The sequence below is a fragment of the Mycolicibacterium lutetiense genome, assembly GCF_017876775.1.
GTDB classification, from domain to species: domain Bacteria; phylum Actinomycetota; class Actinomycetes; order Mycobacteriales; family Mycobacteriaceae; genus Mycobacterium; species Mycobacterium lutetiense.
The window spans coordinates 355747-371143 of the sequence record NZ_JAGIOP010000001.1 but is presented as its reverse complement, the minus strand read 5'-3'; the positions used below and the strand labels follow the sequence as shown (position 1 = coordinate 371143).

General features: G+C 67.3%; 14 protein-coding genes. 9 read left to right on the top strand and 5 right to left on the bottom strand.

Features of this window, described 5'->3' with window-relative positions; genetic code table 11:
- The first annotated feature begins 193 nt into the window (after positions 1-193).
- From JOF57_RS01820 to JOF57_RS01795, 6 genes are all read left to right on the top strand, one after another.
- Positions 194-2071, top strand: a complete 1878-nt coding sequence (locus JOF57_RS01820) for a propionyl-CoA synthetase (protein WP_209913074.1) — start codon at positions 194-196, stop codon at positions 2069-2071.
- Between the two features lie 480 nt (positions 2072-2551).
- Positions 2552-3256 carry a ZIP family metal transporter gene (locus tag JOF57_RS01815; protein ID WP_209913072.1) on the top strand — a complete coding sequence of 235 codons (705 nt, stop codon included), beginning with the start codon at positions 2552-2554 and terminating at the stop codon, positions 3254-3256.
- A gap of 17 nt (positions 3257-3273) precedes the next feature.
- Entirely contained in the window at positions 3274-4059 is a 786-nt protein-coding gene (locus JOF57_RS01810; RefSeq protein WP_209913071.1) for a prolipoprotein diacylglyceryl transferase, read from the top strand.
- The gene (locus JOF57_RS30800) at positions 4056-4532 is read left to right on the top strand and encodes a hypothetical protein (protein ID WP_234937679.1); all 477 of its coding nucleotides are present in this window, start codon (positions 4056-4058) and stop codon (positions 4530-4532) included. Before JOF57_RS01810 ends, JOF57_RS30800 begins: the two co-directional genes overlap by 4 nt.
- An 8-nt stretch (positions 4533-4540) precedes the next feature.
- On the top strand, positions 4541-6100 hold the full coding sequence (locus JOF57_RS01800; RefSeq protein ID WP_209915704.1) for a radical SAM protein: 1560 nt from the start codon (positions 4541-4543) through the stop codon (positions 6098-6100).
- 199 nt (positions 6101-6299) lie between these two features.
- Positions 6300-7379 carry an MPT63 family protein gene (locus JOF57_RS01795; protein ID WP_307869939.1) on the top strand — a complete coding sequence of 360 codons (1080 nt, stop codon included), beginning with the start codon at positions 6300-6302 and terminating at the stop codon, positions 7377-7379.
- Between the two features lie 115 nt (positions 7380-7494).
- On the opposite strand, the gene JOF57_RS01790 is transcribed toward JOF57_RS01795, so the two are convergent.
- The 5 genes from JOF57_RS01790 to JOF57_RS01770 form a co-directional block, all read right to left on the bottom strand.
- Entirely contained in the window at positions 7495-8433 is a 939-nt protein-coding gene (locus tag JOF57_RS01790) for a Ppx/GppA phosphatase family protein (protein ID WP_234937677.1), read from the bottom strand.
- On the bottom strand, positions 8430-8921 hold the full coding sequence (locus JOF57_RS01785) for a DUF501 domain-containing protein (RefSeq protein WP_209913067.1): 492 nt from the start codon (positions 8919-8921) through the stop codon (positions 8430-8432). The genes JOF57_RS01790 and JOF57_RS01785 overlap by 4 nt, the downstream gene beginning before the upstream one ends.
- The gene (locus JOF57_RS01780) at positions 8914-9618 is read right to left on the bottom strand and encodes an FtsB family cell division protein (protein WP_209913065.1); all 705 of its coding nucleotides are present in this window, start codon (positions 9616-9618) and stop codon (positions 8914-8916) included. Before JOF57_RS01780 ends, JOF57_RS01785 begins: the two co-directional genes overlap by 8 nt.
- A gap of 27 nt (positions 9619-9645) precedes the next feature.
- Complete coding sequence (gene eno, locus JOF57_RS01775) at positions 9646-10929, bottom strand: phosphopyruvate hydratase (RefSeq protein WP_209913063.1); 1284 nt, start codon at positions 10927-10929, stop codon at positions 9646-9648.
- Positions 10930-11026: 97 nt separating this feature from the next.
- Positions 11027-11758: a lytic transglycosylase domain-containing protein gene (locus JOF57_RS01770; protein ID WP_209913061.1), complete on the bottom strand. Its 732-nt coding sequence runs from the start codon at positions 11756-11758 to the stop codon at positions 11027-11029.
- 208 nt (positions 11759-11966) lie between these two features.
- Here JOF57_RS01770 and efeU point away from each other — a divergent pair, with 208 nt between their 5' ends.
- The 3 genes from efeU to efeB are packed head-to-tail and all read left to right on the top strand — an operon-like array spanning position 11967 to position 15389.
- Complete coding sequence (efeU, locus tag JOF57_RS01765) at positions 11967-12920, top strand: iron uptake transporter permease EfeU (RefSeq protein WP_209913059.1); 954 nt, start codon at positions 11967-11969, stop codon at positions 12918-12920.
- The gene (efeO, locus tag JOF57_RS01760) at positions 12917-14080 is read left to right on the top strand and encodes an iron uptake system protein EfeO (RefSeq protein ID WP_209913057.1); all 1164 of its coding nucleotides are present in this window, start codon (positions 12917-12919) and stop codon (positions 14078-14080) included. Before efeU ends, efeO begins: the two co-directional genes overlap by 4 nt.
- Entirely contained in the window at positions 14061-15389 is a 1329-nt protein-coding gene (efeB, locus tag JOF57_RS01755; protein WP_209913055.1) for an iron uptake transporter deferrochelatase/peroxidase subunit, read from the top strand. Before efeO ends, efeB begins: the two co-directional genes overlap by 20 nt.
- Positions 15390-15397: the final 8 nt, after the last annotated feature.

The following is a 15397-nucleotide window of genomic DNA, read 5'->3' as shown; positions in this document are numbered from 1 at the left end:
GCAACGCGGCAATTGCCAGACTGACACTGAGACACAAAACTGTCCCTTCTCCCGCGAAAACGGGCAGGTTTGTGTCTGCTCGCCGGGAAGGTGACGGACCGATGACCGCGCGCAAGCGACCACCCGTCGAGGACAGGCAACCGACCAGCGACAATCGCCGATTTCGACCAGCCGGACACGATACGGTGCCGGTATGTCCGACCCCGGCCTTTACCGTGCCCTTTTTGAAGCCAGTCTCGACGACCCGGACACCTTCTGGGCCGACGCCGCCAAGGCGGTCGATTGGACGCGCGCGCCGGACCAGATTCTGGACGACTCCAGGCCGCCGTTCTACCGCTGGTTCCCCGACGCCGAGCTCAACACCTGCACCAACGCCCTGGACCGCCACGTCGCCGAACGCGGCGATCAGGCCGCACTGATCTACGACTCCCCCGTCACCGGAACCAAGGCCACTTACACCTACCGCGAGTTGCGCGACGCCACCGCCCAGTTCGCCGGGGCCCTGCGTGGGCTCGGGGTGAACAAGGGCGATCTCGTCGTGATCTACATGCCGATGATCCCCGAAGCCGTCATCGCGATGCTGGCCTGCGCCCGGCTCGGCGCGGTGCACTCGGTGGTGTTCGGTGGGTTCGCCGCGCACGAGTTGGCCACCCGCATCGACGACGCCCGCCCCGTGGTCGTGGTGAGCGCATCCTGCGGCATCGAGCCGACCCGCATCATCGAGTACAAGCCGATGCTGGATGCGGCGCTCGACATCGCCGAGCACAAGCCCCGGGCCTGCGTCGTCCTGCAGCGCGAGCAGAGCCCCTGCGAATTGGTCGACGGGCGTGATCACGACTGGCAGCATCTGGTGGCTGCCGCCCAACCGGCCGATCCGGTACCGGTGGCCGCGACCGACCCGTTGTACGTGCTGTACACGTCGGGCACGACCGGTAAGCCCAAGGGCATCGTCCGTGACAACGGCGGGCACGCGGTGGCCCTGCTGTGGAGCATGCGCCACGTTTACGACGTGGCACCCGGCGACGTTTTCTGGGCGGCCTCCGACGTCGGCTGGGTCGTCGGGCACTCCTACATCGTCTACGCACCCCTGCTCCTGGGCGCGACAACCGTTCTCTACGAGGGCAAACCGATCGGTACCCCCGATGCGGGCGCGTTCTGGCGGGTGGCCGCCGAGTACGGCGTCAAGGCGCTGTTCACCGCCCCGACCGCGATCCGCGCGATCAAGAAGGAAGACCCCGAAGGCACCCAGATCGGCAACTACGACCTGTCCGGCTTGAAGTATCTGTTCCAGGCCGGCGAGCGCCTCGACCCCGACACCTACCAATGGGCGGCGAACAAGCTCGGTATCCCGATCGTCGACAACTGGTGGCAGACCGAAACGGGCTGGCCCATCGCCGCCAATCCGATGGGACTGGAGGTGCTGCCGATCAAACCGGGCTCGGCGACCGTGCCGATGCCCGGCTACGACGTACAGATCCTGCAATCGGACGGCACCCGGTGCGACCCCGGCGAGGAGGGCGCCATCTGCATCAAGCTGCCGCTGCCGCCGGGCACGCTGCCCACCCTGTGGGGCGATGACCACCGTTACGTGGCGTCGTACCTGTCGGCGTTCACCGGGTACTACCTCACCGGCGACGGCGGCTACCTGGACTCCGACGGCTACCTGTTCGTGATGGGCCGCACCGACGACGTGATCAATGTTGCCGGCCACCGGCTGTCCACCGGGTCGATCGAGGCCGTACTGGCCGACCATCCCTCCGTGGCCGAATGCGCGGTGATCGGCGTCGCCGACGAACTCAAGGGTCAGGTGCCGCGAGGCTTCGTGGTGCTCAAGTCCGGCGCCACGGGCGACGGGATCGCCGAGGAGCTGGTCACGCGGGTGCGGGAAAACATCGGTGCGGTAGCGGTTTTCAAGAAGGTCGACGTGGTGGCGGCGTTGCCGAAGACCCGCTCGGGCAAGATCCTGCGCAAAACCATGCGCGGTATCGCCGACGGACTCGACGAACCGGTGCCCTCCACCATCGAGGATCCCGCGGTGCTCGATGCGCTCAAGGACGTGCTGCGGGGCTAAATCTCTCGGCGAGCAGACGCAAAACTGCCCTAAATCCCCTAGTTTTGGGCAGTTTTGCGTCTGCTCGCGCCAATAGCGGGGATCCTTTATTTTCACGGTGGCCCGAACTATTGTGAAATCGTTATATGTTGATGTCCGCCCAAACTCGGGAGTTTGCTGCCGGCCACACCGGCAGTACCCGAACAGTGAGGAGTTGAACGACGATGCGCATGGCAACCAAGGGATCCTGCACCTGTCGCTGTAATGCCTGCGACGGTGGCCACCACTGCGGAAACCCCCCGAACTGCAACGCACGACGCTGACGTTGTCGGTGGCCTGTCGCCAGCGCAACCGGCGGCAGGTCACCACCCGCCACATCGCCCGCTGAACGAGTCATAACCCATCGATCGCACCAATCGGTCGTGCGATCTCGCGCTTCGTCGCATTTATCACTACTCCCACGTCCCCCGTGCTGAGCCTGCGTCGGCTTATGCTGCGACTGTGCTCACCGCGCTGGTCTGGGGCCTGGTCGCTGCATCCTCACTGCTGATCGGTGCCATCGCCGGAGTGATCCGGGACTGGAACCGGCGCCTCGTCGGCCTCGTACTCGGTTTCGGCGCCGGGGCGCTCATCTCCAGCATCTCCTTCGAACTCGCCGAGGAAGGCTTCCGGGCCAGCGGCGCCTGGGCCGTGGCGCTCGGCCTGGCGACCGGGGCCGTGGTGTTCTATCTTGCCGACAAGGCAGTAGATCGACTGGGCCGCAAGGGAACCCAGACCGCCGGAATGCCCCTGCTCCTGGGTGCATTGCTCGACGGCATTCCCGAACAGGCCGCGCTCGGCATCGGCATCGCGACCGGAGCGGGTGTCAGCCTCGCACTGGTGGTGTCCATCTTCGTGTCCAACCTCCCCGAGGCCATCGGATCGGCGAGCGACATGCGCTCAGCCGGCGAGCCGGCCCGCCGGATCGTGGGCGGGTGGGCATTGATCGCTGTACTGTGCGCACTGGCCACGGTGGGCGGCTATCAGCTGCAGGATGTCGCCGGCGCCCAATTACAGGGCGGGATCAACGGTTTCGCCGCGGGAGCGCTGCTGGTCATGTTGGTGGGCTCGATGATTCCAGAGGCCACCGAGAAAGCCCGGGAGAACGCCGGACTGGCGGCCGTGCTGGGATTTGCCGTCGCCGCGGGGCTGTCACTGGCCGGCTGAAGCGTTAGGTTCAGCGGGTGACTACGCAGTGGCACCTGGGGCCTCTCAACGTCGGAGTGCACAACCTGTTCGTGGCATTCGGAGTGTTCGCCGCATTGCTGGTGTTCGTTGCCGAGGCCCGCCGGCGTGGTGCGGTCAACGAGCAGTCCGTGGTCGCCGCGGCCGGGGCGTTGATCGGTGGCGCTATCGGCATGAGGCTGACCGGGTGGATACGTCACCTGGACTTCAGCGCCAATCCGAGCCTGGCGCAAGCCTGGCAGTTCGGCTCTCGCAGCATCCTCGGTGGACTGCTAGGCGCCTATCTCGGGGTGTTGATCGCCAAGCGCCTGGGCGGATATCGCGGAAAGACCGGCGATCTGTTCGCACCTGCGGTCGCGCTCGGCATGGCGATCGGCCGCATCGGCTGTTTCCTCACCGAAGCCCCCGGGCGGCCCACCACCCTGCCCTGGGGGATCCACGCCCCGGCCGATACCCCCGAATGTCCGGGATGCCTGGCCGGAGCGGCGATGCACCCGTCGTTTCTGTACGAGATCGCCTTCCAGCTCACCGCATTCGCCGTACTGCTGTGGCTGCGTCCCCGGATCAGCAGGCCCGGTGAGCTGTTCGTGTTCTACGTCGCGGGCCATGCGGTGTTCCGCTTCCTTGTCGAATTCGTCCGGGCCAACGAGACCGTGTGGCTGGATCTGACCCGCGCGCAATGGTTCCTGCTGCCATCGATGCTGATCCTGGGGTTTCGGCTGTGGTACGGCTACCGCCGTGGGTACTATCGCAGCCCAGCCCACACTCAGGAGGTGCCCGCATGACGACACCACCCGGCCCATCCGATGACACACCTCCACACGGGTTCGATCAACCGGCGTTCGGCCCACAAAGCTATGAACCACAAGGGATCCCACCGGCATATCCGGGCTTCCCCCCGCCACCCCCGGGCTATCCCGCATACCCGTACCCGCCGCCACAACCGCAGCGCCGCATTTCGGTGCTCATGGTGATCCTCGGCCCGTTTCTCTACGCCGCGCTCAACCTGGTGGTCGGTTTCCTCGCCCTGATGGTCGCCGGGTCCGTCGACAGCACCGGGAACGGTCCCGTTGCGGCGGTGGGCGGCGCCGCGGTGCTGTTGGCCCTCATCGCCTTCGGCGGTGGCGCCGCACTGTTGGCGTCGAAGAACCCGGCAGCCAAGGGCCTTGGCATCGGGCTGATGGTCGGCTGGGCCCTGGTCTCGTTGTTCTCCGCCGGATTCTGCACCGGCATCAACCCAGCGGTGTACAGCCTGTGAGCACCGGAATGGGGTTGCGCGGCGACCGGTTGCACCGGTACGTCACCGCGTTCTGCCCGCGATGCCACGACGAGGCACCCGAGCGGCCGCTGGCCGACGTCGCGCGCCTGGCCGGCATCCTGGTCGAGCGCGAGGGACGAGTCTGGCTCGAACGCGGCTGCCGCACACATGGACTGGTAAGCACGCTCTATGACGAGGATCCCGAGATCCTGTCCTATCTGGAGGAGTGGACCGCCCCGACCAAGGCCCACGTTCCCGACGTCGCGGGGAACTTCGACCCGATTCCCTCGGCCTATCTGCGCGGCCTGCCCGAGATGCAGACCCAACACACCTGCATCCTCCTGCAGGACATCGCCGAAACGTGCAACCTGCGTTGCCCGACCTGTTTCACCGACAGCTCCCCCGATCTGCGCCATGTGGTGCCGACCGCCGACGTGCTGGCCAACGTCGACCAGCGATTGGCCCGGGAGAACGGCCGTATCGACGTTCTGATGCTCAGCGGGGGCGAACCAACCCTGCACCCGAACCTGGCCGAACTGCTCGACCAGCTGGTGGCCCGGCCGATCACCCGAATCCTGGTCAACAGCAACGGGGTCCGCATCGCCAACGACGACGCGCTACTGGATCTGCTCACCGCATACCGGGAACGCGTCGAGGTCTATCTGCAATACGACGGGTTGTCCGAACAGGCGCACCGCCACCACCGCGGCGGCGACCTGCGGAAGATCAAAAGCCAAGCCCTCCAGCGACTCTCCGAGCGGGAGATTTTCACGACGCTGGTGATGACCTGCGCGCTGGGCATCAACGACGACGAAATCGGGGACATGGTCCGGCTGGCCCTGGACACCCCGTACGTCGGCGGGCTCACCATCCAACCGCAGTTCGGCTCCGGACGCTCGGGCGCGATCGACCCGATGAACCGGCTCACCCACACCGGGGTGCTCAAGCGGCTGGGCCCGCAGACCGGCGGCGCCGTCACCTGGCGCGACCTGACCGCGCTGCCCTGCTCGCACCCGCACTGCTGTTCGGTCGGCTACCTGGTCCGTGACGACAGCGACCAGTGGCGCTCGCTGGTATCGCTGATCGGCACCGAGAGCCTCAAGGACAAGCTTGGCCTGGTCTCCAACCGGATCGCCGACACCGAGATCCCCCGCCAACTTCGCATGGCGGTGCAGGAGTCACTGCTCGGGCTGCTCTCCGAGCAGTCGTCGCTTTCCCATCCTCAGATCGGCGACGTCTGGCGCGCCATCTGTGAGAGCTGCGACCTCGGAATGGGGACATTGTTGACGCTGGCGTCCTCGGCCCTGCCGGGCCGTCGCCGCAAGATTCGCAGGTTGCTCGGCGAGCGCGTGGTGCGGCTGACCGTCAAACCGTTCATGGACATGTCCACGATGATCGAGGAACGACTCACCCAGTGCTGTGTACACGTCGGCACCCGGTCCGGGCAGTCGGACTCGGCCGAACACCAGTGCGCACCGTTCTGCGCGGTACAGGCCTGGCCCGCGCTGGGGCGTCAACGACTTTCCCTGTCGGCCAGTCAGGCATTACCGCTCATCGAGATTCGATGAGGCCGCGAACCGGCTGATCCTGGCCGCATTCACATCCGATCAGCAGCGTCAGAGGCCCGGTCAACGCACCTTTCTGCCATGCGCCGGTGGCAGAACTGTGAACTACTGTTCCTAACCATCCTCTTAAGCTGATAGTTTCGGATGAAGTGGGTGTCCCACCGCCGGGGGGCCTGCCACCAGTTCTTTGGACTAGTCAGGAGTGAACGCCTTGAAGAAGACCAATATCGGTACGGCCTTTGCCGGAGCGGCTATTGCCGCCGCGGCGATCGTCGCAAGCGCCCCGATGGCGCTCGCCGACGCCAGCGCCGACAACAACGCCGTCACCACCGCCGCGCTCGGCGGCCAGGGCAAGCTGGACAACGGCACCCAGAGCTGGACGGTCACCGACCTGAAGCCCAGCACCGACACCATCAACTACACGCCCCGCGGCACCCTGTGGGAAGTCACCGCGACCAATGAAGCCCTCGAGGGCTCGGTGACGCCGATCGTCTCCAACTTCAACATCCGCGCCGCCGACGGGCAGAACTACCGCGCGCTGTTCCAGGTGCCCACCACACAGGGCGTCAACCCGGCCACCCTCGCACAGGGTCAGAAGACCAGCGGCAAGATCTACTTCGACGTGACCGGTGAGCAGCCGACCTCCGTCGTCTACAACGCCGGTGGCCACGACGTGCTGGCGTGGGACAAGGGCGCCGCACCCGCCGCAGCCCCGGCTGCCGGCGCTCCGAAGCGTCCGGCCACCGCCGCGGCTCCGGCTGCCGCACCTGCTGCCGCACCCGCGGCCGCACCTGCTGCTGGCGCTCCGGCTGTTGCTCCTGCCGTCGCATCCCCCGCGCCCGCCGCCGTCCCGGCTGCACCGGCCGGCACCGGCGCAGGTAGCCGCGCGGCGGACCTGCCTGCCGCCGCTCCGGGCGCCCCGGCCGCAGCCCCGGTTGACGCCGAAGCGGTTCCGGCCGCTCCGGCACCGGGCGCTCCGGCTCCCGAGTCGACTCCGGTCGCGCACGGCGCTCCGGTCGCCGAGGGTGCACCGGCACCGGCCGCCACCGGTGCAGGCAACGCCGCCACCGCGCTTTCGCCGGCTGAGGGTGTGCCCGCTGAGGGTGTGCCCGCCGCTGCTCCGGGTGCTCCCGCTGCTCCGGCCGCTCCGGGTGCCCCGGCTCCGGCTGCTCCCGCACCGGCCGGCGAGCCCGCGTTGGTTCCGGCGGGCACCCAGCCCGTCATCACGCCCGCCCCGGCCCCCGCGGTCGCGCCGGCGAGCAACCACGGGACTGCGTCCTGATCTAGGTAGTCAAGGCAACGGCCGGACGCGGGTAACCGCGTTCGGCCGTTGTTTTATGTGGAGGATCCCACGCTTCCATTTGCCTCCAGCCGCGCAGAGAACGCAGCGAACGCAGTCAGGCGATCGACAACGCGATGCCGTCGAGAATGTCGTGCTCGCTGACCACCAGTTCGCCGATGCCGGCCCGATCGCCGAGAACGGCCGCCAACTCCTCGACGATGATCGCACCGCCGCCGATCACATCGGCACGGCCGGCATGCATCGGGCCGAGCGCCAGGCGTTCGGCCTTGGTCATTCCGATCAGCTGCTCACACACCCCGAGCAGAGCATCGAACCCGATGCGGGACAGGTGAATTGCGTCGGGATCGTATTCGGTCATCCGCTGCGCCAGGGCAGACAGGGTGGTCATCGTCCCGGCCACACCGACCCACGTGCGCGCACCTTCGACCGGCACCTCCCGCAACGCCTGGGCCAGGCCGTCGCGAGCCACCGCCCGCGCCTGCGCCACCTCGTCCGCGGTGGGCGGATCGGAGTGCAGGCACCGCTCGGTGAGCCGCACACACCCGATGTCGGCGGAGAAGCTCGCCTGCACGGCCGTCTCGCCGAGCACCAGTTCGGTTGACCCGCCACCCAGATCGACCACCACGAAAGGGCCTGCGGCAGGGTCGAGTTCACCGACCGCACCGCGGAACGACAGCTCGGCCTCCTCGGTGCCGGTGATCACCTCAGCCACCGATCCCGGGACCACCTTGCCCAGCAGGCTCGCGGTCATCGCGAAGAACTCGTCGCGGTTGCCGGCATCACGTGCAGCCGAGGTGGCGACCATGCGCACCGCGGTCACCGAATGCTCAACCATCAACGCCACATAGTCGGCCAGTGCGGATTCGGTGCGCGCCAAGGCTTCCGGAGCGAACTGCCCGGTGGCATCGACGCCCTGACCCAGCCGCACCACCCGCATCTCGCGGTGCACGTCTCGCAGCTTTCCGTCCACCACGTCGGCGATCAACAGACGAATCGAATTCGTGCCACAGTCGATGGCGCCGACCCTACTCAAACCCACACCTCTCGATCCAGGATTCCCGCCATCGCGGGTTCGACCGCCAGCATCGCAAGTGCCTCGTCGCCAAAGGGGTTGACCCCGGGGCCTTTTGCCAACGAGTGGGCCATCACCACGTGCAGACATTTGACCCGATCGGGCATACCGCCCCCGGTGAACGTGGTACCCAGCGATTCGATCGCGTCCCGCTCGGCCAGATACGACTCGTGTGCCCGCCGGTACGCCGCGGCCAATTCCTCGTCCTGTTGCAGCCGCTCGGACATCTCACGCATCAGCCCGGAGGATTCCAGCCGGCTGGCGGCCGCGGTGAGTGCGGGGTGCGTCAGGTAGTACAGCGTCGGAAATGGTGTGCCGTCAGCAAGTTTGGGCGCAGTCTTCACCACGGCCGGCTCGCCGTTGGGGCAGCGGTAGGCGATCTCCAGAACGCCACGTGGTTCGCGGCCCAACTGCCGCGTCACAGCCTCGATGTCAGTGGGATCAACCATTAGGACCTCTTGGTTCGGCCGGCGGGGCCGGCACAGGCGGCCCGCCCGGCGGCGGTGCTGGAACAGGTGGCCCGCCGATAGTCGGTGAAACCCCGTGTGGCTCTTCGGCGATCGTGTGCCACAGCGAGGTGTACCAGGGCTGACCGGCCGGCACGGTCGAACCGGGCAGCACCGCTTCCCCCGGCTCGCCGGACACGACGGCCCCCTGGGGCAGTTGTACCTGATACGGAGTATCGCCGGGCATCACGAAGCCGAGCCGCTCCCTGGCCTGGGCCGCGATGAACACCGGGTCGGCCAGTTTGACCTTCTGCTGCTCCAGGTCGCCGATCTTGGCCCGCAACTGCTCCTCGCTGGCCTTGAGCTGTTTCATCTCGGTGCGTTGGGCGAAGTAGGTGCGCACCGGCCCGGCGATGGTCAGGGTCAGCACGCACACCACCGCGGCCAGAATCGCCGCCCGGCGCGCAGTCGACCCGAACCGCTGTTCGGACTGCAGCTCGGCCTGCTGCTGAGCTTGCACCGCAATGGCTTTGGTGACCGTCTCGTCGGCTACCGGCTCAGCCTGCGCCGGCCGGGACTCGGTCGTCCGGCGTCGGGGTTGCGAAGCGCGCGGCCGATTCGACTCCCCTGCCTTACCCGGCTTGCCGGGTCGGGAGGCCGGGGACCGTCGCCTCGGATCGGGCCGCTTCGCTTCAGCCATTGCCGTATGGGTGCGCAGACGCCTGCGTTACCTGGCCTCGAACCGAGGGAACGCGAGATCGCCCGCGTAACGCGCAGCGTCTCCCAGCGCCTCCTCGATGCGCAGCAACTGGTTGTACTTGGCCACCCGCTCGCTGCGGGCCGGGGCACCGGTCTTGATCTGACCGCTGCCCACCGCGACCGCGAGGTCGGCGATGGTGGTGTCCTCGGTCTCACCGGAACGATGGCTCATCATGGTGCGGTAACCGCTGTTGTGTGCCAGCGCAACGGCATCCAGGGTTTCGGTGAGCGTGCCGATCTGGTTGACCTTGACCAGCAGCGCGTTGGCGGCGCCACGCTCGATGCCGTCCTCGAGACGTTCCGGGTTGGTGACGAACAGGTCGTCACCGACCAGTTGGACCCGGTCGCCGATCGCCGAGGTCAACGAGACCCAGCCGTCCCAGTCGTCCTCGGACAGCGGGTCCTCGATCGACACCAGCGGGTACGCGTCGATCAGGCCGGCGTAGAAGTCGGCCATCTGCTCGGCGGTCCGGGTCTCCTTCTCGAAGGCGTAACCCGAACCCTCGGTGTAGAACTCGGTGGCGGCGACATCCAGTGCCAACGCCACATCGCTGCCCAGCTTGAAGCCGGTGGCCTCGATGGCCGTCACGATCAGGTCCAGTGCGGCCTTGGTGCCCGCGACATCGGGCGCGAACCCGCCCTCATCGCCGAGCCCGGTGGACAGCCCCTGCTTCTTGAGCACGGCCTTGAGCGAGTGGTAGACCTCGGTACCCCAGCGCAGCGACTCCTTGAAGGAGGGCGCACCGATCGGGGCGACCATGAACTCCTGCACGTCGACCCCGGTATCGGCGTGGGCGCCGCCGTTGAGGATGTTCATCATCGGCACCGGCAGGATGTGCGCGTTCGGGCCACCGAGGTAGCGGAACAGCGGCAGCGCGGCACTGTCGGCCGCGGCCTTGGCCACCGCGAGCGAGACGCCGAGGATCGCGTTGGCGCCCAGCCGGGACTTGTCCGCCGTGCCGTCGAGATCCAGCAGTGCCTGGTCCACGAGACGCTGATCGTCGGCGGCGTTGCCGATGATGGCCGGGGCGATCTCGTCGAGCACGGCCTCCACGGCCTTCTCGACGCCCTTGCCGCCGTAGCGGGAGCCGCCGTCGCGCAGCTCCACCGCTTCGTGCTCGCCGGTCGACGCGCCCGAGGGCACCGCTGCCCGGGCGAACGTGCCGTCGGTCAGGGCCACCTCGACCTCGACCGTCGGGTTACCACGGGAGTCGAGGATCTCGCGGGCTCCAACCTGCTCGATGATGGGCACTGGCTTCTCCTTATTGAGTCCGGCGTGTAGAGATGAGACTAGATCGTGGTCGGCGCAATAGTGTGTTTGGGCTTGTCACACGGGTCGCTCACCCGGATCACAAACCGTGGCCGGCCGCATACGCCGTTGCCCAGTCCCGCACCGCACGCGCGTACTGCTCGGAGTTGTTGTAGGCCTTGAGCGCCGTCATCCAGCCCCTCGGGCTGGACAGGTCCTTGCCGTACCAGCACAGCAGACCGGCCGCCGAGAGCGCGGCGTCGTCGAAGTTGTCCGGGCTCACCACGCCGTCGTTGTTCGCGTCCACCCCGAAATGCCCCCACGTCTCCGGGATGAACTGCATCGGCCCCATGGCCCGATCCATCAGCGGATCGCCGTCGAGCTTGCCCTTGTCGGTGTCAGGAATGCGCATGTTGCCCGCGGTCCCGTCCAGCTGCACGCCGCGGATGGGCGGGGTGACGTCGCCGTTGCGGGCGACCATCGCGCCGCGATAGGTGCCGTGGTGGCTTTCGACCATGCCGATGCCGGCCAGGGTGGTCCAGGCCAATTTGCAGTTGGGGTTCTCCACCTGGGCGACGCGCGCGGCGTAGGCGTAGGCCTCCAGGGCGTTGACAGGCATGCCCATGGCGGGTGCTCGCCGTACCGCCCATTCGTGCAGCTGATCGGCCGGTCTGCCCTTGGCATAGGTATCGATTGCCGGCACCGCATCCCCGGCCGGCGGTGGCACGCCCTCGGGAATTGGGGTCCCCAGATGCCACGAACAGCTGGATGCCAACAGCAGCGCTGTCGCAGCAATTACGGCGACAGCCCGCAGCCAACGCACTGGCGACACCGGACTCCCTCAACCCCGTTCGGTCTGATTGGCCATCGTCGCATGCGCGACTGCGGACGTGGCGGGCGACGGGTCCATGCCGGGAGAACAGCAGGTGAAGACAGCCGGCCTCACAGGCCCCCCTGATAAGGTGAGCCACGCCTTGCTATGGCAAGCCAAGGCTACATTTTTCATGGTGTTTTCACCCCGGTCGAACGAGGACGCTTTGATGTCTGTCATCTCGGACGTTCCGACCAGCACACTGGCCGCGTCCAACGTCACATCCCAGGTATTCGGCAGTGGGCTGATCGGTTTGCGGGAAGGCCTCGAAGCCGCCATCGTGGTGTCGATCCTCGTCGCATTCCTGGTCAAATCCGAACGCCGCGACGCACTCAAATGGGTGTGGCTGGGTGTCGGCGCCGCGATCGCCATGACCGCCACCGTCTTCCTGGTCATCCAGTTCGGCGAGAACACCATCAGCGGACTCGGTGCCGAAGCCATCGCCGGTATCGCCTCACTGATCGCCGTCGTCATCGTCACCACCATGGTGCTGTGGATGAAGAAGGCCTCCGCCTCGATGTCCGGCCAGCTACGCGGCGAAATGTCGCAGGCGCTGCAGACCGGCGGCCCGGCCGTGGCGCTGCTGGCCTTCCTGGCGGTCGGTCGGGAAGGTGTGGAGACCGCACTGTTCATGGTCGGCTACGCCGAGGCCGAGACACTTTGGCCGCTGACCGGCCTGATCATCGGCGTGCTGATCGCCGCGGCGATCGCCTACGGCATGTACGCCGGCGCCGTCCGGATCAATCTCGCCAAATTCTTCACCTACACCGGCATGTTCCTGATCGTGGTGGCGGCCGGAATCCTCGCCTACGGCATCAAGGCGCTGCAGACCGTGGGCTGGCTGCCCGGCCTGGGCACCAAGGCCTTCGACATGAGCGGCGCTTTCGACTGGTCGGCCTGGTACGGCGAGATCATCCAGGGTGTCTTCAACATCGACCCCACGCCGACCGTGCTGCAGTTCGCCGCGTGGGTGGCCTACATCGTGGTGGTGCTGACGCTGTTCCTGAAGCCGATTCGGGCCGCAGTCGCCCCATCTGCCAGTGCCTCAGCTTCCACTGAGATTTCCTCCGAGCCGACGGTCGAGCCGGAGACCGCCATCGCACCCGAAAGGTCGACCAAGTGAAGATCACCCCTGCCGTCAAGACCGGATTCGCGGCCACCGCCGCGGTGCTGGCCGGCATCTCGATGAGCGCCTGCCAGGCAAAGGAAGCCGACAACGGCAGCGCCGGCGCCGAGGGCACTCAGATCACGGTCGACGCCACCGACACCGGCTGCGAGCTGTCCGGGACCACCGCGACCACCGGCCCCAGCACCTTCGTCGTCACCAACAGCGGCGACAAGGTCACCGAGTTCTACGTCTACGGCGAGGGCGAGCGGGTCATGGGCGAGGTGGAGAACATCTCCCCCGGGCTCAAGCGCCAGCTGATCGTGCAGCTCACCCAGCCGGGCACCTACCGGACCTCGTGCCGCCCCGGCATGGTCGGTGAGGGCATCCGCGGCGATTTCGTGGTGACCGGCGAGGCCGTGAAGGTCGACACCGAGGGCAAGTTCAAAGACGCCGCCGACAACTACAAGCGGTACGTGAACAGCCAGGTCGACGCCCTGGTCCCGGCCGTCGAAGAGTTCGTCGCCGCGGTCAAGGCCAAGGATGTCGCCAGGGCCAAGGAGCTCTACCCGACCTCCCGGATCTACTGGGAGCGCATCGAGCCGGTCGCCGAGTCCTTCCCGAACGACCTCGATCCCCGCGTCGACCTGCGAGAGGCCGATCTGGAGCCCGGGCAGAAGTGGACCGGCTTCCACGCTCTGGAGAAGCAGCTGTGGGTGACCGGCCTGCAGCCGGACGCGAGCGCGCTGGGCGACCAGCTGATCGCCGACGTCAAGGAACTCCAGGCCGGGGTGCGAGCACCCGACTGGACCATCGACTCCACCCAGATCGCCGGTGGCGCACAGGGTCTGCTCGACGAGATCTCGATGAGCAAGATCAGCGGCGAAGAGGACATCTTCAGCCACACCGACCTGTGGGACTTCCGGGCCAACGTCGAAGGTTCGCAGACCGCGGTGGCCTCCGTGCGGCCGATCCTCGACGAGCGCGACGCCGAACTGGGCAACCGCGTGGACCAGCGGTTCGCCGATGTCGAGAAGTTGCTGGAGAAGTATCGTGACGGCGATGGTTTCGTCTCCTACGACAAGGTGACCGAACCCCAACGCCAGGAACTGTCGCGCGCCATCGACGCGCTGAGCAAAGAAGTGAGCCAGGTGCAAGGTGTCATCGCCCACCAGTGACCCGATAGCGGATTCGGGCTCCACCCCGGATGCCGAGCAGACGAGCGGGTTCTCCCGACGCAAGCTGTTCGGCGCTGCCGGGGTCACCGCTGCGGTAGTCGGTGCGGCCGGCGCGGGTGCGCTGGCGGGCCGCGCCTCTGCGGCCAGCGCCCCGCACGGCGCCCTGCAGGGGCCGGTCCCGTTTCGGGGTGACCGGCAGGCAGGCATCATCACCGAGGCGCAGGACCGGATGCATTTCTGCTCCTTCGACATCACCACCGACAACCGCGACGACGTCGTCGCGCTGCTCAAGCAGTGGACGACGATGGCCGAGCGGATGACGCGCGGCGAGGAGACCGAAGCCGGCGGCGCGGTGGACGGCAATCCGTATGCGCCGCCGTCGGATACCGGTGAGGCGCTGGGCCTGCCGGCCTCCCAGCTGACCCTGACGATCGGGTTCGGACCGTCCTTCTTCCGCAAGGACGGCAAGGACCGCTTCGGTGTCGCCGACAAGCAGCCCGCCGAGCTCAAAGACCTGCCGAAGTTCCCCAACGAGACCATGGACCCGGCTCGCAGTGGCGGCGACATCTGCGTGCAGGCCTGTGCCAACGACCCACAGGTCGCGGTGCACGCGATCCGCAACCTGGCCCGCGTCGGGTTCGGCACGGTCGCGGTGCGGTACTCCCAGCTGGGGTTCGGCCGCACCTCGTCCACCACCAGGGAGCAGGCGACACCGCGAAACCTGTTCGGGTTCAAGGACGGAACGAACAACCTCAAATCCGACGAGACAGACCAGCTCAACCAGAGCGTGTGGGTGGCCGAGGGAGACGGACCGGGCTGGCTCACCGGCGGCAGCTATCTGATCACCCGGCGGATCCGGATGCGGATCGAAAACTGGGACCGCACCACGCTTCTGGAGCAGGAGCGGGTGATCGGGCGGACGAAGGGCAGCGGTGCGCCCATCGGCCTTCAGGACGAGTTCGACGAGCTCAACTTCGAGATCACCGACGGCAAGGGCAATCCGAAGATCGACGTGGCCGCGCATGTGCGGCTGGCCTCGGCCGAGCATCTGGGCGGCATCGAGATCCTGCGCCGCGGTTACAACTTCACCGACGGTTCGGATGGCGTCGGCCACCTGGACGCGGGCCTGTTCTTCATCGCGTTTGTGCGCAGCCCCGAGAAGCAGTTCATCCCGATGCAGCGGGAGCTGGCCCGCAAGGACCTGCTCAACGAGTACATCACCCACACCGGGACGGCTATCTTCGCCTGCCCACCTGGGCTGCGTGACGGTGACACCTCGGGTTACTGGGGTTCGACACTCTTCGAGTGAGGTACTGA

What these genes read in the sequence shown, in the direction of transcription:
- JOF57_RS01800 (WP_209915704.1), top strand. Translation starts at nt 4,541, where the DNA reads ATGGGGTTGCGCGGCGACCGGTTGCACCGGTACGTCACCGCGTTCTGC.
- JOF57_RS01780 (WP_209913065.1), bottom strand. Translation starts at nt 9,618, where the DNA reads ATGGCTGAAGCGAAGCGGCCCGATCCGAGGCGACGGTCCCCGGCCTCC.
- JOF57_RS01820 (WP_209913074.1), top strand. Translation starts at nt 194, where the DNA reads ATGTCCGACCCCGGCCTTTACCGTGCCCTTTTTGAAGCCAGTCTCGAC.
- efeU (WP_209913059.1), top strand. Translation starts at nt 11,967, where the DNA reads ATGTCTGTCATCTCGGACGTTCCGACCAGCACACTGGCCGCGTCCAAC.
- JOF57_RS30800 (WP_234937679.1), top strand. Translation starts at nt 4,056, where the DNA reads ATGACGACACCACCCGGCCCATCCGATGACACACCTCCACACGGGTTC.
- JOF57_RS01785 (WP_209913067.1), bottom strand. Translation starts at nt 8,921, where the DNA reads ATGGTTGATCCCACTGACATCGAGGCTGTGACGCGGCAGTTGGGCCGC.